At 33.7% G+C, this 20,479-nt stretch carries 20 protein-coding genes and 2 tRNA genes; all 22 read right to left on the reverse strand.

Features of this window, described 5'->3' with window-relative positions; translation table 11 throughout:
- Nucleotides 1-210 precede the first annotated feature (210 nt).
- On the reverse strand, nt 211-1,131 hold the full coding sequence (locus KKQ79_RS07210; protein ID WP_213189554.1) for a helix-turn-helix transcriptional regulator: 921 nt from the start codon (nt 1,129-1,131) through the stop codon (nt 211-213).
- 178 nt (nt 1,132-1,309) lie between these two features.
- Nucleotides 1,310-2,623 carry an IS1380 family transposase gene (locus KKQ79_RS07215; RefSeq protein ID WP_213188815.1) on the reverse strand — a complete coding sequence of 438 codons (1,314 nt, stop codon included), beginning with the start codon at nt 2,621-2,623 and terminating at the stop codon, nt 1,310-1,312.
- Nucleotides 2,624-3,111: 488 nt separating this feature from the next.
- A tRNA-Asp gene (locus KKQ79_RS07220) sits at nt 3,112-3,185 on the reverse strand.
- A 32-nt stretch (nt 3,186-3,217) separates the two neighbouring features.
- Nucleotides 3,218-3,291, reverse strand: a tRNA-Asp gene (locus KKQ79_RS07225).
- A gap of 127 nt (nt 3,292-3,418) precedes the next feature.
- Entirely contained in the window at nt 3,419-3,736 is a 318-nt protein-coding gene (gene trxA, locus KKQ79_RS07230) for a thioredoxin (RefSeq protein ID WP_213189555.1), read from the reverse strand.
- Nucleotides 3,737-3,842: 106 nt separating this feature from the next.
- Nucleotides 3,843-4,985: a cysteine desulfurase family protein gene (locus tag KKQ79_RS07235; RefSeq protein WP_213189556.1), complete on the reverse strand. Its 1,143-nt coding sequence runs from the start codon at nt 4,983-4,985 to the stop codon at nt 3,843-3,845.
- 72 nt (nt 4,986-5,057) lie between these two features.
- Nucleotides 5,058-5,645 carry an HAD family hydrolase gene (locus tag KKQ79_RS07240; protein ID WP_213189557.1) on the reverse strand — a complete coding sequence of 196 codons (588 nt, stop codon included), beginning with the start codon at nt 5,643-5,645 and terminating at the stop codon, nt 5,058-5,060.
- Nucleotides 5,642-6,307, reverse strand: coding sequence for a hypothetical protein (locus tag KKQ79_RS07245; RefSeq protein ID WP_213189558.1), 666 nt, complete (start codon nt 6,305-6,307; stop codon nt 5,642-5,644). Before KKQ79_RS07245 ends, KKQ79_RS07240 begins: the two co-directional genes overlap by 4 nt.
- A complete protein-coding gene (locus KKQ79_RS07250; protein ID WP_069797664.1) occupies nt 6,308-7,033 on the reverse strand; it encodes an SDR family NAD(P)-dependent oxidoreductase in 726 nt (241 codons plus the stop codon). It lies immediately after the preceding gene.
- A 39-nt stretch (nt 7,034-7,072) separates the two neighbouring features.
- The gene (locus KKQ79_RS07255) at nt 7,073-8,389 is read right to left on the reverse strand and encodes an FAD-binding oxidoreductase (RefSeq protein WP_213189559.1); all 1,317 of its coding nucleotides are present in this window, start codon (nt 8,387-8,389) and stop codon (nt 7,073-7,075) included.
- Nucleotides 8,386-9,273 (reverse strand): decaprenyl-phosphate phosphoribosyltransferase, encoded by an 888-nt coding sequence (locus tag KKQ79_RS07260; protein WP_213189560.1) that lies wholly within the window; start codon nt 9,271-9,273, stop codon nt 8,386-8,388. The genes KKQ79_RS07255 and KKQ79_RS07260 overlap by 4 nt, the downstream gene beginning before the upstream one ends.
- Nucleotides 9,274-9,360: 87 nt before the next feature.
- Nucleotides 9,361-10,056 carry a YiaD family glycine zipper/OmpA-like lipoprotein gene (locus KKQ79_RS07265; protein ID WP_213189561.1) on the reverse strand — a complete coding sequence of 232 codons (696 nt, stop codon included), beginning with the start codon at nt 10,054-10,056 and terminating at the stop codon, nt 9,361-9,363.
- 22 nt (nt 10,057-10,078) lie between these two features.
- A complete protein-coding gene (locus KKQ79_RS07270) occupies nt 10,079-10,573 on the reverse strand; it encodes a lipocalin family protein (protein ID WP_213189562.1) in 495 nt (164 codons plus the stop codon).
- A gap of 153 nt (nt 10,574-10,726) precedes the next feature.
- Nucleotides 10,727-12,421 carry a S8 family serine peptidase gene (locus tag KKQ79_RS07275; RefSeq protein ID WP_213189563.1) on the reverse strand — a complete coding sequence of 565 codons (1,695 nt, stop codon included), beginning with the start codon at nt 12,419-12,421 and terminating at the stop codon, nt 10,727-10,729.
- Complete coding sequence (locus tag KKQ79_RS07280; protein ID WP_430982094.1) at nt 12,421-13,053, reverse strand: WbqC family protein; 633 nt, start codon at nt 13,051-13,053, stop codon at nt 12,421-12,423. The genes KKQ79_RS07275 and KKQ79_RS07280 overlap by 1 nt, the downstream gene beginning before the upstream one ends.
- A gap of 111 nt (nt 13,054-13,164) precedes the next feature.
- The gene (lepB, locus tag KKQ79_RS07285; RefSeq protein ID WP_213189565.1) at nt 13,165-14,820 is read right to left on the reverse strand and encodes a signal peptidase I; all 1,656 of its coding nucleotides are present in this window, start codon (nt 14,818-14,820) and stop codon (nt 13,165-13,167) included.
- Nucleotides 14,821-14,921: 101 nt separating this feature from the next.
- Nucleotides 14,922-15,623 carry a 4-hydroxy-tetrahydrodipicolinate reductase gene (gene dapB / locus KKQ79_RS07290; RefSeq protein WP_213189566.1) on the reverse strand — a complete coding sequence of 234 codons (702 nt, stop codon included), beginning with the start codon at nt 15,621-15,623 and terminating at the stop codon, nt 14,922-14,924.
- An 11-nt stretch (nt 15,624-15,634) separates the two neighbouring features.
- The gene (locus KKQ79_RS07295) at nt 15,635-16,219 is read right to left on the reverse strand and encodes a DUF5683 domain-containing protein (protein WP_069797647.1); all 585 of its coding nucleotides are present in this window, start codon (nt 16,217-16,219) and stop codon (nt 15,635-15,637) included.
- The gene (locus KKQ79_RS07300) at nt 16,219-17,106 is read right to left on the reverse strand and encodes a ParB/RepB/Spo0J family partition protein (RefSeq protein ID WP_104793451.1); all 888 of its coding nucleotides are present in this window, start codon (nt 17,104-17,106) and stop codon (nt 16,219-16,221) included. The genes KKQ79_RS07295 and KKQ79_RS07300 overlap by 1 nt, the downstream gene beginning before the upstream one ends.
- 60 nt (nt 17,107-17,166) lie before the next feature.
- Nucleotides 17,167-17,940, reverse strand: coding sequence for a ParA family protein (locus KKQ79_RS07305; protein WP_213189567.1), 774 nt, complete (start codon nt 17,938-17,940; stop codon nt 17,167-17,169).
- A gap of 191 nt (nt 17,941-18,131) precedes the next feature.
- Nucleotides 18,132-18,956 carry an energy transducer TonB gene (locus KKQ79_RS07310; RefSeq protein WP_213189568.1) on the reverse strand — a complete coding sequence of 275 codons (825 nt, stop codon included), beginning with the start codon at nt 18,954-18,956 and terminating at the stop codon, nt 18,132-18,134.
- Between the two features lie 204 nt (nt 18,957-19,160).
- The gene (locus KKQ79_RS07315) at nt 19,161-20,447 is read right to left on the reverse strand and encodes an adenylosuccinate synthase (protein ID WP_213189569.1); all 1,287 of its coding nucleotides are present in this window, start codon (nt 20,445-20,447) and stop codon (nt 19,161-19,163) included.
- Nucleotides 20,448-20,479 lie beyond the last annotated feature (32 nt).

The raw sequence follows: 20,479 nt of genomic DNA on the forward strand, positions 1-20,479 counted from the left end.
AATAAAAATCATAAAACCCCATCATTTTTGTCCCAATCAAGTTAGGGTCAAGTTCTACTCAAGTTTTAGGTTTGTTCGTGGTTTGTTCGTAATTTATGGTACTTTTCCGAGGCTGATTCGAAGGAAACACGAACAAACCACGAACAAACCCCACAGAAAACCCGAATTTCACCCAACTTTGACTCGAAGATATGGAGTTAACAATAGTGCTTACACAGAAAAATTTTTCAGCATAATTTCTACCTCTGCTTTCAGTTCTTGGATAAAACTTTCGGGCGCTAAAACTTGCACGCGTTTTCCGTAGGATAAAATCTCTCTTTGGAAATCATAAGTAGGCACCAAACTCACCCTAAAAATGGTTTCCGTTTCGTTCTCCGCGATTATGGTTTGGGAATGATGCAGTGGCAAAGCTTTGATATAATTGGCTTGTTCACGGTCAAATTTCAACAGAATTTCCTGTGTTTCTTTGCCCAAAGTACTGATGATGCCAAAAGAATTTTTATACGCCTTTTCTATATCAATATTCTCTCTTTTGAAAGAAGTATTGCTGATATTGAGGTCAGAAATGCGGTCTAATCCGTAAGTTTTCAGTAAAAAAGAGGGGTTTTTGGACTGATAATCGGCGGCTAAAAGGTACCAACGGTTTTTAAATTCCCTCAACGCATAAGGCATAACGACTTTGCTGGATTTTTCGTTTTCCCAAAATTTCTGATAGGTAAAAGAAAGCACTTTCTTTTGGGTAATGGCATGAATCAAACCATTAAGGTGTTCTAAACCTCTGGCTCTTCTCGGCTCGAAAAACATCACATCTGCTTTTCCTTTGGTTTCGCGGTAGGCTTCCACCAATAGCAATTGGTCAAAAACGCTTTCCTGGGAAAGTTCCAGTTCTTCTTCCTCTATGAAGTGGGCATTTTTCTTTCGGGAATAAGAAATCTGAATCCCAAATACATCTGCAATCGCCAGTTTATCTCGCTGAAAAGTGCGTTCGGTAAATTTGAGTTCCAGTCCTTTTTCTGCAAACTGCGATTCTAGATAATCTGCAATTTCTGGATAAGTGGCGCCTCGGTCTTTTCTTCTGCGTAAAAACTCTTCTATAAAGAGCAGTCTGAGCATTTGTTCGTTTTTTGCCATGGAAAATAGATTAAGGTTAAGGTTGAGGCAAAGGTAAGGAAGTAAAACGTCAAAAGGTGACGTTTTTAGAACTTTTCAAATCTTTTGATGCTAAATTCTGTTCTTTTACCATCACCGTAATACGTAAATCTATTGGGAATTTTCCGTCTGAATTCGACTTAGCTCTTTTTATCCCAAATCACGCAGTTGAAATTTTTTGAGATAAGTCTATGGGGTAATCCCAAATTCCGACGAACCATTTTCTGCGTTTTTTGGTGAGTGCAATCTTCAGTTTGAGTGTGTCACCTACTTTTTCAAAATAAGCTCCAATAGCAAAGGTTCTATATCGTAGTGTAGATAATGTTTTCTGCGTTTTTTCCTGAAGAACAAACAGTCTGAAAATTGACATCAGATTATAAGCAATCATCGAAAATATAAGTGCAGCTTCTGTAGGGAAAAAGCCTTTAAGGTTAAAACTTTCGGCTCCAAAATCTGCCTTTAATTCCTTGATTCGATTCTCTGCATCGCCTCTGTTTCGGTACGTTCTCCAAACATCTGTTGCCGATTGTTCTTGGTTGGTAATATAGGCTGAATAGCGATAATTTCTATGGATTTCATCTTCCGGAAACAGGCTTAATATTCGGCCTGCCGCATTCGGCCGTTGTGCTATTTTTTGCCTTACAATGACTATCCTTCTTGGCTTTTCCCAGTTTTTTGCTTGATAATATTTGTCGCAAATTTCGATGCCCTCATCAACTTTTATCCAAAAATCTTGCTGGTCTATCAAGTGTTGAATGGGGTGAGTAAATTTTGCAGCGATGATGTATTGGAGTGTTTTTAATTCAAGATAATCCATAATGTCTTTCTGGAAAAAACCACTATCCAAACGAACTAATCCTACTTTCTTATCCCCAAAATTTAAGAGTGTTTCTTCTAAAAATCCTACAAAATTATTTGCCGAAGAAGTATTGCCGCTCCTGAGCCAAAAATTAGCGACCATCTTTACATCGTTCACAAATGCAATGATAGGATGATGGCTGTTTCTTCCTTTTTTCTTAGGATTGTAGCCTTTTTTTGCTCCCTCTTGCTCTCCGTATCGAGTAATTACAGATGAATCAATGTCTAACGTAAAATAATTGAGGTTCAAATTCTGAAAAAACCAACTGAAAAAATAATGCCCAACTTGCTGGTTGATGTGTTGTGTAAACTTGCCAAAATAGCGTTTATATGCGTCCTGAGCAGGGGTCTTTCGCCAGTCAAATATTTCCCCAAGAGCCTTATCTGCACGGGTAATTTCTGTGTGCAAAAAACGATTGGCACCACACCAAATACTCGTAATAAAAGATTCAAGCAAAACTTCTTTTTTATAAGAATTATTGGAAAGTGACACAGGTAAAGATTCGCATTTTTCAATTTGCTCTCTAAAGCCGATTTTGTCCAACATTTGCTTTAAAAACACCATGCCTCCCCAAGGCGTAATCTCTTTATTGGTAAAGGATAGCTCGAATTTCATCGCTTATTTTTTTCTACTGCTACGCAGTTGGATATTAGAATACTAAAATACTCTTTTTTTTCTATTGCGGAATTTGGGTTTATATAAAAGAGAATAGATCACTTAGTGTTTCCTAGTGGTGACTTATAGGTTAAAATTAAACCAGCTCTATGGTACCTACAAGATGTTCAAAATATGTACTTCTATCAATACTGGGATAAAACAAGATTAGGAGTCTGTAATTTTGATAAATTAGGGGTCTCTATATTAGAAAGACACCTATATTTTGCCACAGAAAACCTCTTTCTTTTAAAGTGAAATTCTGAGGAAATTTTTCACTAGAAAAAATAGAAATCGGGGTCTTATGAAAAGGTTCTTAAAAATAGGTGACTCCGAAAAAGACACCCACATATTGAGAATTATTCATAAACTTTGAAAGTCCAGCTCAACAAAAAACCCTTTATATCTAAAGATTTAAAGGGTTTTGTTGCAAATTGCATTTTTAAATGCGATCCGGACGGGACTCGAACCCGCGACCTCCGCCGTGACAGGGCGGCATTCTAACCAACTGAACTACCGGATCAATTTTTTGAAAAGTAATTGATAAACTTTTTGCGATCCGGACGGGACTCGAACCCGCGACCTCCGCCGTGACAGGGCGGCATTCTAACCAACTGAACTACCGGATCTTTTAATTAAAGAACATTGCTCTTTTTTCGTGATGGCAAAATTACAACTTTTCTTGAATACTGCAAATATTTTTATAAAAAAAATGCTCTCCAAAACGGAAAGCATTCATTTTCAATTATATTATTTTTACAAGTATGCATTTAATTTCTCTGCAATAGCCGCTTTAGGAGCTACTCCTACGAATTTATCTACTACTTCTCCGTTCTTAAAAATCAAAACAGTAGGAATATTTCTGATTCCGTAATCCATAGATATTTGTTGATTATTATCTACATCTACTTTTCCTACGATTGCTTTTCCTTGGAAATCATCATGAAGTTCTTCAATGATTGGTCCAAGCATTCTACATGGTCCACACCAAGCAGCCCAAAAATCTACTAATACTGGTTTATCTGAATTTAATACCAATTCTTGAAAGTTGCTGTCTGTTAATTCTACTGCCATAATTCTTTAATATTTGTTTCTAATTATTTATTGATTTCAAGTTACAAATTTACAATATTCTTGCCAAATTTTTAAAAGTATTGTCTATGCGAACCATTATCTTTTTCTATAATCGCAAGATTTCTACCAATGCATTAACTAAAGCATCTATTTCTTCTTTTGTGGTTTTATGAGAAAAAGATATTCTAAGCGGAGTGGTGTTTTGCTGGGTTTCTTCGCTTAAAATTTTAGAAAGTACCGATGATGGTTTTGCTGCTCCAGAACTACATGCACTTCCTTGTGAAACTGCAATTCCTTTCATATCTAGCTGTAAACCAATCAAAGGATTTTGTGAAGGCAAAGACACACTTAATACCGTATAAAGACTCTTATTACTTTCTGCACTTCTTCCATTAAAAAGAATTCCCGGAATTTTTTCTGAAAGTCTTTGGATGGTGTAATCCTTGATTTCTTGAATGTGAGAAGAGAATTTCTCTAAATTCTCAGTCGCAATTTCAAATGCTTTTCCTAATCCTGCAATCCCTACCACGTTTTCTGTTCCAGCTCTTAAATTTCGCTCTTGAGTTCCACCATGAATTTGAGCTTTTAAGTGCGTAGATTTTCTGATGAAAGCAAAACCTGCACCTTTTGGCCCGTGAAATTTGTGAGCACTACAACTGGCAAAATCAACCAAAGTTTTAGAAAAATCCAAAGGCAAATGTGCCATCGTTTGCACCGTATCTGAATGTAAATACGCTCCGTTCTCTTTGCAAATATTTGCAACTTTGTCAAGGTCTAAAAGATTGCCAATTTCATTATTGGCGTGCATTAAACTTACCAAAGTCTTTTTATCTGAAGACTTCAAAAGCTGCTGCAATTGGTCTATATCTACATCTCCTTTTTCATTGACATTAAGGTAAATCACTTCTACATTTTTGGAATTTTTGAGATTTTCCACCGATTCTGCTACACATTTATGCTCTAATTCTGTGGTAATGATTCTTTCGATTTTTAAATCTTCAACCGCAGATTTCAGAATTAAATTATTAGCTTCCGTTCCGCAAGAAGTGTAGATAATTTCTGCGGGGGAAACATGGAGTTCATGGGCAATTTTTCTACGGGTTTCTTCTAGAATGGTTTTGGCCTCTTGACCAAGCGTATGTGTAGAAGAAGGATTTCCGAAATTGTTTTTCATAACCACCACCATCGCATCTATCACTTCGTCTAAAAGCGGTGTAGTAGCAGCATTATCTAAATATATCTGTGTCATTTTTAGGAAATATTTGTGAGCATTAAGATAGAAAATCTTAATTTCTCCATTTTAGAATTTAACGCGACGAAATTAATGAAAAAATCTGTAATGAGATTCGTGTGCGAGAGAAAGCATAGGTAAATCTCCAGAAGTATCGCCAAAAGCGATGATTTTATCGTACTTTTTGCCTTCTATTTCTTTTTGGATTCGGTTTACTTTTTCTTTGCCGTTGTTATTTCTAGTTTTGAAATGTCCTGTGAAAATTCCGTTTTCGAAACGGGCTTCTGTAGCCAAAAATTTCATTCCCATTTTTTCGGCAAAAGGTTTTACCCAAATATCAAGAGAAGCGGTTATTAAGTAACTTTCTGTGTTTTCTTTGTCAATGTTTTCTATAAATTCCAAAGCGTTTTCTCTGATGATTTTCGGATAAAATTTATCGAGAAACTCTTGAGAAACTCTATTGATTTTTTCTTCTCTTTCCCCTTTTAGAATAGAACTGATGAAACTTTTCTTCACTTTTTCTGCATTCGCCAAATGCAATTTTACCAAAATAAATAGCGGAATATGTTTCAGAAAATTCCAGAAATATTTTTTTTCATTATAAAAATGCAAGTACAAAAACATGGTATCTTTGTAGGTAAGTGTTCCATCAAAATCAAATAGATATAGTTTTTTCATTTTGAAAGAGATTTATTTAAACTCGAATTTGAATAACACCATAATACAATGTCAATATAACTACAATAGCTTACAACTTCTTGTTTTTCCCAAATTGGATAATACATTGGTTTATTCAAAAACTGCCTTTTGAAATCATCTATTTCTAATCGCAATTTTGATATCTCAACACTATAATTTTTAGATAAATTAAATAACTTATCCATTTTTTTTTCAAAATCTTTATCGTTAAATCTTACTAATACATCACTATAAAGTATAGAATAACTATCTGGATAATTTTTTAATTCATCAATTAACAGTAAACTATTAATTCTAGATTTTGGTGTTAACTGTTTGTATGTAAATTTCTGATTGTAATTAAATTCCTTTTCCATTTTAGAAACCTTTTCATAATACAAATCATGAATTTGTTTTATAATTTCTAAATTTTCTTTTGTTTGTTTTTTAATAAATTCTTCAGGAAGATTTTGATAATTAATCAAAATATTTTTATCAAAATCATTAATATACTTTATTCTTATATCAATATCATTTTGATAAACATCATCTCTAGAAATTACATCTTTAAGATACATATCCATATCTTTATTTTCTTCAATAACTTGACAAAAAATTAAATTTGAAAAAAATATTAAAAATATTAAAGGAACATTTTTCATTTACAGTTTCAATTTCTTAAAAATAAACTCAGGAATATGAATGATGATGAGCATGATTAGTCTCCAAATTGGCAAAACATAAACGATATTTTTTTGCTTTTTATAGGCTTTATAAATGCATTCTGCCGCTTGTTTTGGTGTTGCAGTAAGTTTTGGATTGAGTGGTAAACCTTCGGTCATTTTGGTCTCCATAAAACCTGGTTTTACCGTCATCACATGAACTTTTTGAGGAAAAAGATAATTTCTCAATCCACTTAAATAAGCGGTAAAAGCTGCTTTTGCGCTTCCGTAGATGAAATTACTCTGTCTTCCTCTATCTCCTGCTACAGAGGAAAGCGCGATGATGTTTCCGCTTCTTTTGCTTTCCATTTTTTTAGCAAAATAATTGATTACAGGAACCAATTTTGCGTAATTAATGTCGATGATTTTCTCTGTGTTTTTATCATCATATAAACCATCTTCGGTTCCCAAACCTAAATAACCAGTAGCACAGAAAAGCAAATCTGAGTCTATATTTTCAAAAACAGAATAATTGATTTCTTGAGTCAAATCCAATTCTATGATTTCTGATGGCTGTAGAAATTTCACATCGATATGTTGCGCAAAACGTTCTGTGGTTTCTCGGCTAGAAGTAACCAGATAAATTTTAGGAAATTTTTCACCAGCAGTTAATGCTTTTTCTACAAATGCTTGTGCAACTTCTGACGTGGAACCAAGAATAATCATATGTAATGAATTAGTTATGAATGATTTAGTTTTTTTTTATTAAGAACCTCTTTTTATTCTTTTGCTTTGCAGCGAAACAAATTTAGAACTGTCTACATTTTTCAGATAATTGGTGAGTGAAGGTTTACTCATGCTGTCTTTGGTCAAATAAATTCTACCGCCAAATTCTTCTACAATTTTATCTAAATTATCTACCAATTGTCTTAATTCTCTATTGATTTTAAAGTCTAAAGCCAATGTATAACCCTCAAAAGGGAAAGAATTATACGCTTCTGGATTTCCTTTGCCAAAAAGTTTAAGAACTGCTAAAAACGAACCTTGTCCACTTCTACCAATGGTTTCAAGAATTTTTTTCATGCCTTCTTTTCCTTTTTCTTTTGGTATTACCATTTGATATTGAATAAAACCACCTTTTCCATAGATTTTATTCCAGTCGTTAATCGCATCAAGAGGATAGAAAAAAGTTTCATAGTCTATGAAATTTTTAACTACTTTTTGTCTTTGTTTATTGAAGTACAAGAAGTTAAAAGCTCTTACAGAAAAACTATTCAACACAAAACTTGGAAAATAAAACGGAATGGTAGGACTTAATTTTTTCTTTAATCTCAATGGATTTTCTTGCCATTTTTGTGGTAATTCTGCTCTAAGTGCAAACTCCCCTCTCATTAGAATACTTCTGCCGATGTTTTTACCTTTTTGCAAGCAATCTATCCAAGCTACGGTATAAGTCCAGTCTTCTGATTCTTCGAAAAGTTGAAAAATTTCGTCTAAATTTTCAGCTTTTATTGACTCTTGACGAATGTATGCCGATTCTATATTTTTGAGTTTAATTTTTGCAGAAAGAATAATTCCTGTAAGTCCCATTGCTCCGAAAGTAGCCCAAAATTTCTCTGCATTTTCTTCTCTAGAACAGGTAATGATTTTTCCATCTTCTACCATCATTTTAAATTCAATCACGCATTCCGAAAACGCTCCTTCTGCATGGTGATTTTTCCCATGAATGTTCGATGCAATCGCTCCACCCAATGTAATAAACTTAGTTCCCGGCGTGATGGCTAAAAAGTAACCTTGAGGAACCGTAATTTCTAAAATTTCAGAAAGCAAAACTCCAGACTCACATTCCAAAATGCCATTTAAACGGTCAAAACTGATGAATTTATTTAATTTCTTTGTAGAAAACATAGCTTCAGCCAAGGCTGCATCGCCATAGCATCTACCATTTCCATACGCAATAACTTCGTTATTTTGTCTTACAAATTCTCTGATTTTACTGTAGTCTTCTTCGGCTTTGAACAGTTTGTTTACTATGGGATGATTGCCCCAAGTAGAAACATTTTTTACGAAATCTGGTTTCATTTTTTTAAATATATTAATAACAAAAATGCTATTAACCAAATGAGAATGGTTATTTGTATATATCTGTCTTTGTAGACAATTTTAGTAGGAGATTCGGTTTTATTATACACCAAAGTTTGCTGTAAATACCTTAAAAAAGCAAAAACTACAAACAAAACGGTATAAAAAACCCTTACCCCGAATTTTTCTTGAACTTCAGGAGTTAAGGTAAACATAAGATAACAAACAATTGCCAATGTTACCGAAATAGAAAGGGCAATATCTGCAAATTGTACGTTATAGCCATCAAGTGCTTTTCTGGTTTTCCCAGAAATTTCGGCGTTTATTAACTCTCCTCTTCTTTTACCAATCGCTAAAACCAATGCCAAAACAAAGGTTAATAAAATAGCCCATTGTGAAACGACAATTCCTGTAGCATAACCTCCCGCTAAAACTCTGAGCACAAATCCTAACGCAATAATGCAAACATCTATAATGGCGACATGTTTTAGCTTAAAAGTATAAGCAATATTCATGAAGAAATAAGAGGCAATGATGATGGAAAATTTGGTGAAATTTTTATGAAAATAGTCTGCACCAAAGAAAACCAATAAAACAACAGATAAAATAAGAAGTACAAAAATAATTTTAGCTGCGGTTTTAGAAATGGCGCCACTTGCTAATGGTCTTTTGCATTTTTCTGGATGTTTTTTGTCTGATTCTATGTCTGTATAATCATTCAATATATAAATGGAGCTAGCTGTAAAAGAAAAAACTAGAAAAGCAAATAAACTTTTCAAAGTTAAGTCTACATGCATCACATTCCCTGAAAAAAAAATCGGAGTAAAGACAAAAAGATTTTTTACCCATTGCTCTATCCTTAAAAGCTTAAGAAATTTACTCATTAAAAATATTATCTAGACAAATTTAAGAATAAAAAAATAAAAAATCGCCTTGTAAAAAAGGCGATTTTAGAGTATAAATAAATCTAGTTATTTCGTTTCTGATTGAGCATCTTTAATCATTTCTTCATTTGCGGTAATGGCAAATTCTACTCTACGGTTTTTAGCTCTACCCGCTTCCGTATTATTGTCTGCAACTGGCTCTCTTTCGCCAACTCCCATTGCATATAATCTAGATTTTGCCAACCCCAGAGAAACTAAGTAACTCACTACAGAATTTGCTCTTCTTTCAGACAAACTTTGGTTATATGAGTCAGTTCCTCTAGAATCCGTGTGTCCATAAATATTGATATTGGTATCAGGATTATTTTTAAGGACTTCTGCTAATTTATTAAGGTTGGTCTTAGCAACTGAAGTAAGATTAGATGAGTCAAAATCAAAGTTTACGGTATTTTCTGATAATGTTACTTTAATTCCTTCATTTACTCTCACCACTTCTGCTCCTGGTAAAGCTTCTTTTATTTCTTTGGCTTGTTTATCCATTTTATTACCGATCACTCCACCAACTACTCCACCAACTACACCGCCTAAAACGGCACCTTGAGGAGCGTTACCACCTTTTCCTACATTATTCCCGATTACAGCGCCTAAAACAGCACCTGCAGCAGTACCAATTACGGCACCTTTTTGAGTATTATTAGCATTCTGAATTGCTTCGCAACTGGTTAAAACCATTGCTGATGATAAAAATAATGCTGCTACGCTTGATTTATTGATAAGTTTCATAATTTTTTTAAATTTTAAAAAGTTATTTTTGTTCCATTCCTGTTCTTACAAAATTGTAATATACTTTAATTACATTTCCTTCAAAAGGAACGCTTTGAACTAAGGTAAAGTTGTCTGTGTCTTGTTTTTCGATTTGTAAAATATAACCAGCAGTTACATTTTTAGCTTTATTATCTGCTACTAATTTCTTGAATTTAAATTCATTATCTCTGGTTACTTCAAATTTAATAGGTTGAGTTACCGTAGGACAATTCCCACCACCTTTTATGGTATACGCTCCAGAATAATTATTCGGGATAAGTCTCCAATGACTTCCTACGAAACACTGAGCATCTGCTCCTTCATCAAATGGCTTTATTTGAAATCCTTTATCATAATTTACACTGGTAATTTCCCAATCACCTTTCATTTTTAAAAATTCTGCTCTAGAAGTTTGAGCACTTTCTGCTTTTTTCACAGAAGAGCAAGAAACGGCAAATAATGAGCCGAAAGCTAGAGTCAATAGTACTTTTTTCATCTTTTACTTAAATTTGGTTGTTATTTATGAATGTAAAGTTATGAAGATAATTGTAAAAACTGTGCCAATATGATAATCATGTAAACTTTTCTTAGAATTCGACAAATAAAAAAGGCTGTAAAAAACAGCCTTTCAATTCATTAGTATGATCAATTATTTTTTTCTAACTACTTTTTTCTTTTTAAGCACCGCCTTTTTCACTGGTTTTGCAGGAGCCGCATTGTAGAAATGTGTATAAGCGTATTGTGCCGCTTTGTATAAGTCTATCACACCACCAGATTCTGAAATCAAATCAAATCTATTGTTGGTATTGGTTGGCAACATTGCATTTACCTCAGACTTATTCACCGATTTTACTAGAGATTCTATTACTTGCTCTGGTTTTAAATTAGGCATATAAGCCAATAAAACTGCAGAAGCTCCCGCTACAACAGGCGAAGCCATAGAAGTTCCTTGTAAATATTCATATTTACCATCTGGAACGGTAGAATAAATTTTATCACCAGGCGCAAAAACATTCACCATTTTTTGATTAAAATTAGAAAATCCTGCTCTTAAAAATTCATTATTATTGGTACTTGCACCTACTACAATCATGTTGTTGATGAAAGGTTTTTCGTCTTTAGTAGATTTAAAATTAGTAGGAAAATAAGGATTTTCTTGAATATCTTCGTTTTCATTTCCGGCAGCTTTTACCAATAGAACGCCTTTGTCTTTAGCATATTGAAACGCTTCCCAAACCAATTCTTTTTCAGGAGAAACTGCTTTCCCGAAGCTCATATTAATGACTTTAGCGCCATTATCTACCGCATAACGAATAGAGTTTGCTACGTCTTTATCACGCTCATCACCGTTTGGAACCGCTCTTACCGTCATAATTTTTGCCACTTTATAGGCAACTCCGTATTGCACTTCATTTCCTTGAGGATAACCTGCGATAATTCCCGCAACGTGAGTTCCGTGTTGTGCATCTGGACCTTCGTAATGGTTATTTCCGTAGAATTTCTCTTTTTTGTCTTGATAATTATCTCCTACAATTGCTCTAGGATCAAAATCTAAGTTATATTGTTTTGTAGCTTGAGGTTCGAAATATTCTAAAGCTCCTTTGATTTCTTTATTTAAAAATTCTTCTACTTCTGCTTGAGATTTCCCAACCATAGCAGGATCATTTACTACTTGACTTAAAATCGAAAGATTTCTCGCTTCTTCTTGTGTAGTTGGTTTGATAGCATCTAAATTTTCTTTAGTCAGGGTTTTCCCTTTTAAAGTAGCTGCTACACTAGGAATCACTTTTGCAAATTCTGAATAAAACTGAAACTGCTGTTTAGCTTCTACACTTTTTTTATTGTACATATCCTTTGCACGAAGATACATCTCAAATTCTGTAGGCATTTTTGCTTGATTGGCTTTATTCACTTCTGAACTCGCCCCTTCAAAAACAGGTTTGTATTGTTTTACAACTCTCGTTATTTCTAAATTGTCAACATCTACATCTCCATTTTTACCTCCAATAAAATTCCAGCCGTAAACATCATCTACATAACCGTTCCCATCATCATCTTTACCATTATTAGGAACTTCGTTTACGTTTTTCCACATATTTTTTATTAAACCAGGGTGGTCTACTTCTATCCCACTGTCTATTACCCCTACCACTACCGTTTTAGGCTTTAGACCTTTTGATTCAAAAAATTTATATGCGTTTTTTGTATTGACTCCGTAAACATTTGTTGTAGAAAAATCTTTGTGATACCAAGTCATCAAATCTTTATCATCAGTTTTGGCTTCTTGCGAAAAACCAAAATGGAATCCTGCTAAAAATGCAGCTGCAATGATTATTCTTTTCATTATGATATATTTTGTATGGATTGAGTTACTTTTTTAATATACGTAGCAGATTCTGGGCCAATGTTACAAACCACATCTAGTATTGATAAATCTTTAATAAATCCTAATTTATCACTAAATGTTTGGTAATATTCTAGCAAATAATATTCTGAATCTTTTTTGGCTGAAAAACACTCTCTTAAATCTACTGCATTTGGTGTTTTCTCGAATTCCGTGGTGAGAGAATAGTCTTTTTCAACTTTTAAAATTTGAAGAATGATTTTCAAAGCATTGAGATTAAATTCAATAAGAGATGTTGGCTGTACCGAGAAAATCTGCTTCAACTTATCTTCATAATACTCGAAATATGGCGAACTTTGGTAAGCGATTTTAATAGATTTCCAGTGGAGTTTTTGCCAATCTTCAGCATAAGAAAGCTCTAAATCTTTCATCACACGTTTTCCGTTATGATGAATTGGCAAAATGAGCGCCAATTTACCATTTGCACCGTAAATATTGCATCTGCTTCTGTAGGTTTGTTTCGGGAAATTCTCATGCTGCTCCAGAAGAATTTCGTTTTCTTCTTTTAAAAATTCTGCAAACCAAGAAACTGGTGGCAAATAAAATATAGGTAATACCGTTTTCATTTTCATTCTAAAATTGAGTGTCCAAAGTTAAAAAAATAAATGTGATTATATCAAAAAACCCTTTCTGCGTTTTGAACGCAAAAAGGGTATGTCAATTTTTCAAATTTATCTAAAATTCTACTCTTCTTCTTTATTTTTCCCTTTGAAAAGTTTTACAAAAAATTCCCAACCGAAGAATAAGATTAAAATTGCAGCTGCAACCCACCAATAAGACGTTTTTTCTTTTTCGCCAGTGTTTGTTGCTTTAAACATTCTTTCCCATCTAACTTTTTTAGGACCTTCGTCAAAAGTTCCTTGTAAACTAAGCCAAGTAAACATTGGGCTTCCTACAATATGCGTCTCTGGAACAAAACCGAAAAAACGAGCATCTAGAGAAGCATCTCTGTTATCTCCCATCATAAAATAGTAGTCTTGTTTTACGGTATATTTATCGGTTTGAGCACCATTGATATAGAATTTACCCCCTTTGAATTCTAAAATATTTCCTTCAAATTCTGTAATCAGTTTTTTATATTCTGGTAAATTTTCTTGAGTAATGGTAATCACATCTCCTTTTTTAGGAATAGTGAGAGGTCCGTACCAATCTTGGTTCCAAGGTTTATTAATTGGAAAAATCGATTGAGAAATGTCTACTTTTTTAGACATCAAAGCGTGACCCGTTCCATCATTTACGTATTGACCGTTTTCGTCTAAAACTGGATAGTAAGAAATTGCTCCTTTTCCTTTTTCGCCTAAAACTTCTTCAACCTTTACAAATTCAGGAATAGCTTTAATCTGAGCCAAAAGATCTTTAGTCAACCCTTGAAATTGATAATAATGCAATCCGTCTTTGGTTTCACCTTCATCAGTAATCGGTAAATAGGCAAGATTTTTCCATAAATAATCGATGTCTATTTCTGAACGTGTATAAATGGTATATGAACGCTGAACTTCGGCATCTGCCATTTGAACTTCTGGTTTGCCATTGATGTATAAATTCCCGGCTCTCATTTCAACCACATCACCACCTACCGCTACACAACGTTTTACGTATGGATCTTTTCTATCTATCGCAGTATGCACGGAATCTCCCGGATAATTGAAAACTACAATATCATTTTTCTTTGGCTTTTTAAATTCACCAATTCTAAAATAAGGCAATTTAACAGCATCTACATAAGATTTCGGGTCGTTTTTAGGATTTCCATCTTTCTGGGTGTCCATAATTGTTCCTTGTAAAAATGGCAAAGCAACTGGTCTCATTGGCATTCTGTAACCATAGCTCCATTTATTTACGAATAAGAAATCTCCTACCAATAAAGTTCTTTCCATAGAACCTGTAGGAATAGCAAATGGTTGGGTAACAAAAGCGTGAATAATCGTAGCAAAAACTACCGCAAAAGTAATAGAACCTATGAAAGATTCTTTTTTAGCTTTCGGATCATCCACTGCAAATCTGTCTACTTTATTCAACTGAAAATAAGACGAATACGCCAAATAACCAAAAGGAAGCAACGCTGTAAGAATTTGTTCTAACGCTGAAGTCCTTCCAAATTTTTTCATCAAAAACAAATGGAAAACAGTCATCATAATAGGCCCAATAATTGGCAAATAAGCCAAGATAACCCACCATTTTGGTTCTCCTACTTCTTTCTGAATGATGTAGTAATTATAAAAAGGAACAAAAGCTTCCCAGCCTTTGTAACCCATTTTTTGATATAATTTAAAAGACGAAAGTCCCAATAAAACTGATAAAATCAGTATAAAAATAGAATATTGTAAGATGTAATCCATTTTCTATGATTAATATGTGATGTGTAATTAGTAATGTAATTCGTGATTTGTTACATTAAGGTTCTGAGTTCAAGGTTTTAACTCTGAAAATTAAACTTAGATTAAAGTCCTAAAACTTCTTTCATTCCAAAATTCCCTACTTTTCCTGGCAACCATTCTGCAGCAATTACTGCACCTAATGCAAATCCGTTTCTATTGAAAGCAGTATGTTTTATTTCGATTTCGTCAACTTCCGAACGATAGTAAACACTATGTGTTCCTGGAACTTCTCCTTCTCTAATTGCCTCAATTCCTAGAGATTTCCCTTCAGTTTCATCTAATTTCCAAGAATTATAGTCTGAATGTTTGAAGATTCCTTCTGCAATAGAAATTGCAGTTCCGCTTGGAGCATCTTTTTTATGAACGTGGTGAATTTCTTCGAGCTGACAAGTATAATCATCACTGAATTTCTGCATCAGTTTCGCTAAATTTTCATTTAAAGCAAAGAAAAGATTCACGCCTAAACTAAAATTAGAACCATATAAGAATCCTGTTCCATTTTCTAAAGCTATTTTTTCGATGGCAGGTTTTTGTTCTAGCCAACCTGTAGTTCCACAAACTACTGGAATTTTATTTTCTAAACAGGTCTTTATATTGCTAAAAGCTACTTCTGGCTGAGAAAATTCTATGACTACATCTGGATTGTTCAGATTTTCTTTGGTAGGCGTTTCGTTTAATCTTGCTACAACGTCATGTCCTCTTTTTGTGGCAATTTCATCAATGATTTTGCCCATTTTTCCGTAACCTACTAATGCTATTTTCATTTTTTTAATTTTTAAAATCTAAAACTCAAAGACAATCCAGCTTTACCATTTGCTACCCCTAAATCATCGTAAATAATGGTAGGTTTAATCGCTAAATCTGGGTCTTTCTTTTGGTCGTATAAGTGTGCATCTACTACCGCATCTACAATATTTAAAATATATAAAACTCCGGTAATGGCGATGGCGTAATCTCTTTGTCTTTTGGCTCTGTCTTGCGTATTTCCTAGAACCGTAGCGTCTACATAAGGTAAATCATCAAACTCGTGAGGCTGACCATTTAACTCTGCTAAAAACGCAGTTCTATAACGGCGATATTGCTTATCATTATACACAATAATCCCTACTCCAGTTCCTACAGCTCCCCAAACAATTGGGATTTTCCAATATTTCTTGTTGTAATATTGACCAAGGCCCGGAAAAACAGCAGAATACAACCCTGCTTTTGTAGGATTGTATTTTTGAATGGTGCTCACGTTGGCTTTTTCTATTTCCTCAACCACTTGTTTTTCGGTTTTGATGGTGTCGAAAGGTTTAATTTCTTGAGAAAAAAACAACCCAAAGAACAACAATAATATGATGGAGTAAACTGCTCTCATTAATTAAAATGTGAAAGGATTTTGTTCAGTTCATCTTCGTTATTGAAATCAAGGATGATTTTCCCTTTTTTTCCTTTGCCTGAAGATTTTATTTCTACCCCAACTTCTAAAACATCCGCCAACGATTTTTCTACTTTTCTTAAATGATTCGGAAGTTCTTTTTCAGTTTTTTGGATAGATTTTTTAGGATTTTTAAGTTCAGAAGCTGCTTTTTCAGCTTGTCTTACGTTTAATCCTTCTTTAATGATTCTTTTGAAAAGTTCTTGTTGAAGTTCAGCATCTTCTACACTGATGATTGCTCTACCATGACCTGCAGAAATCTCGCCGCTTCTAATCGCATTTTGAATTTCTGGACTTAACCTCAACAAACGAATAGAATTGGTAATCGTACTTCTTTCTTTCCCTACTCTAGAACTTAAATTTTCTTGAGTAAGACCTATTTCTTCTAATAATCTTTGGTAAGTAAGTGCAACTTCTATGGCATCTAAATCTTCGCGCTGGATATTTTCTACCAAAGCCATTTCTAGCAATTCTTGGTCATTTACCAATCTTATGTAAGCAGGAATAGAAGTAAGACCAGCAATTTTAGAAGCTCTGTAACGTCTTTCCCCAGAGATAATTTCAAATTTATCACCATCTTTTCTTAAAGTGATAGGCTGAATTACTCCAAGGTTTTTTATGGATTGAGCCAATTCATTAAGGGCAGTTTCATCAAAATAAGTTCTAGGCTGAGTTGCATTAGGATAAATATCTTCTAATGCTACTTCTACCATGTTTCCTACTAATTTTTCGGCTCCTGTATCTGTTGCAGAATTAATGTTACTTTTGCTTTCGGCACTTAAAATAGCACCCAAACCACGTCCCATTGCTCTTTTTTTGTCTTTCATATTGTATGATAAGTCATTAGTCATGAGAACAAACAAAATTTCTTCTCAATTCTAAAAATGTTATGCTTTTTGTAATTTTTCGTTTTTCAGAAGTACTTCTTCTGCCAATTGAATGTATTGAATTGCCCCTTTGCTTTCGGCATCGTACATCAAGATGCTTTCTCCGAAACTTGGCGCTTCAGAAAGTCTTACATTTCTAGAAATTATCGTTTCGAAAACCATTTCTGGGAAATGCGTATTCACTTCTTCTACCACCTGATTAGAAAGTCTTAATCTAGAATCGTACATGGTAAGTAATAAACCTTCGATGTCTAAATCATAATTGTGAATTTTCTGAACATTTTTCACAGTGTTCAATAATTTGCCCAAACCTTCTAATGCGAAATATTCGCACTGAATTGGTATGATTACAGAATCTGCAGCAGTAAGTGCATTTACCGTAATAAGACCTAAACTTGGTGCACAATCGATGATGATGTAGTCATACTCAGATTTCACCTCTTCTAATGCTTTTTTAAGCATATATTCTCTCTTGTCACGGTCTACTAACTCAATTTCTGCTGCTACCAAATCAATATGAGAAGGTACAAGGTCAAGATTTGGAGATGAAGTTTTCTGGATACAATCTTTCACATCTGCACTGTGTTCCAATAAATTATAGGTAGAATAATTTACTTCTTCTATTCCTAAACCTGAGGTAGCATTAGCCTGTGGATCTGCATCAATTAATAAAACTTTTTTCTCTAAAACGCCAAGCGCAGCTGCTAAATTCACTGCAGTAGTGGTTTTACCTACGCCCCCTTTCTGATTGGCAACTCCAATAATTTTTCCCATAAAAATGAATTAGTTTCCAAAAATACAATAAATAGTCATTCGGTTGAATGTTAATAACTGTCAAAAATATTAAACTATTGTGAATTAATGGGTTAAAGCACAAAAAAATTATCCACAATTTTTAGAAAATGTGGATAATTAAATGAATTGCTATCGATTAAGATAATATTGAAATTATATAATTTAAACAATTATTCGAACTGCATAGAAATAGGGAATCTAAAATAAGAACGAACGTTTTCGCCTTGAAATTTTGCAGGATTCCATTTTCCTTTAATTCCTTTTATTGTTTTTTCTGCTTCTTTATTAAAATCAGTATTTGCTCCTGAAACTTTAATATTAGAAATGGTTCCGTCTCTTTCTACCACGAAAGTTACCACTGCTTTTACCACTTCACCTGTTTCATTTTCGATGACACTAGAATCAAAATTTTGTAAAACTTTTGTTCTAAAAGCATTAACTCCACCGATGAAATCTGCTTCTACATCTACATCTTTTATGATGTCATTTGGATTAGGTTTAGTAGTTTCTTTTACAATTTCTTTTCCGTTTTCCGTTCCATTCGCAACATGTTGATTAGGATTGGTAACGGCAACTCCCGGAGTTGTAGTCGTAGAAATTACAGCATCATCTACTTTTTGGTTAATGGTTTCCTCTTTTACAGCGTCTCTGGTTGGAGTAGGCGGAGTTAAACTCTGCGTTTTTACCTGAACAGGAGCTTTCGGAGGAATAACTCTAGGTTCTGGCTTTTCTATTCTATCGTCTGGTCTATCTACATCTTTTAGATTGATAGGAACATAAATAGTTGTTTTAGCAGCTTTAGGCTTAAGTGTATTAATAAGTAATGGCGTCATTGCTAAAAGACCAAATAATCCAACTCCTATAAATAAAGCCTTTTTTAGAACGACATTAGCTTCGTTTCGTAGAGCATACGCTCCATATTCTTTGTTTCTCTTCTCGAAAACAACTTCGTTCAGCGCTTGATGCGGGTCATAAGTAAAGAAATTTTTGCTCATTGTGTGATTTTTTAGATTAAACAAATTTCAAACACGATTATTAATTTTTTATCTTTTTGCAAAAAGTAATTAGAGTAATTCAATTACCTTGCCAAAAAATTATTTAAAATTCATTGTTTTATTTGTTTTCAATGAAAATAACACAATTTTAAAATGAAAAATCACGCCAAAAGCGTGATTTTCAATATTTTATATAAATTATGATTAGAATAATTGTTTTCTAATAATGTTTTGACTTCTTTCTGGACCTACAGAAACCAAGTACACATTAATTCCTAGATATTCTTCTATAAAACCAATATATTTCTTAGCATTTTCTGGCAATTCATCAAAAGTTCTAGCCGTGGTAATATCTTCTGTCCAACCTGGTAAATCTGTGTAGATTGCTTCGTAATCGTATAATTTTGTAGTAGAAGATGTGAAATAATCAATAATTTTTCCGTCTTCAGTCTTATAATGCGTAGCGATTTTCAAAGTATCAATTCCTGTAAGAACATCTAGTTTAGTAATCACTAAATTATTGATACCATTAATCATACAAGCGTGCTTCAGCGCTACTAAGTCTAACCAACCCGTTCTTCTTGGTCTTCCTGTAGTTGCACCATATTCATGCCCCACTTTTCTAATGTGTTCTCCTAAATCATTGTCTAATTCTGTAGGAAAAGGACCGTGACCAACTCTAGTAGTATAAGCTTTGGAAACACCAATTAAATTCTGTAAAGAAGTTGGCGGAACTCCTGCTCCTGTACAAACTCCACCTGTAGAAGGCGAAGATGAAGTTACGTAAGGATATGTACCAAAATCTATGTCAAGCATTAATGCTTGTGCTCCTTCGAAAAGGATATTTTTATTATCACGAATCGCTTCGTTCAATTCTAATTCTGTATCTACAATTCTATCTTGAAGTTGTTTCCCAATTTCTAAAAATTCATTGTAAATTTCGTCAAAACTCATGGCTGGTTTTCCAAAATATTTCTCGAAAAGATTGTTTTTGATTTTAAGATTTTTTTCAATTTTTTCTTTTAAAACTTCTGGATTCAAGAGGTCAATCATTCTGATTCCCACTCTTGCAATTTTATCTTCATAACAAGGTCCGATTCCTTTCTTGGTAGTACCAATTTGCGTTCCGCCCAATTCCTCTTCTCTGTAAGTATCGAGCATGATATGATAAGGCATAATTACATGCGCTCTTCTGCTGATGAAGACATGGTCAGTTTTATAACCTTTGGCTTCTAATTGTCCTATTTCTCGTAAAAAAGCTTTAGGATTTACCACTACTCCATTCGCAATAATACATTTTCCTTTGCACTGTAAAACTCCAGAAGGAAGCAAGTGTAGCACAAACTTATCTTCGCCTACATAAACAGTGTGACCCGCATTGTCACCACCTTGAAAACGAACTACATAATCTGATTTAGCTGAAAGAACATCGGTAATTTTTCCTTTACCTTCATCTCCAAATTGAAGACCAACAACAACGTAAGTTGACATAAATTTTTAGAATTTTTTATTAGATTTTTACA

Origin of the sequence: Cloacibacterium caeni, from assembly GCF_907163125.1 — a bacterium.
In the GTDB taxonomy this organism is placed as follows: Bacteria; Bacteroidota; Bacteroidia; order Flavobacteriales; family Weeksellaceae; genus Cloacibacterium; species Cloacibacterium caeni_B.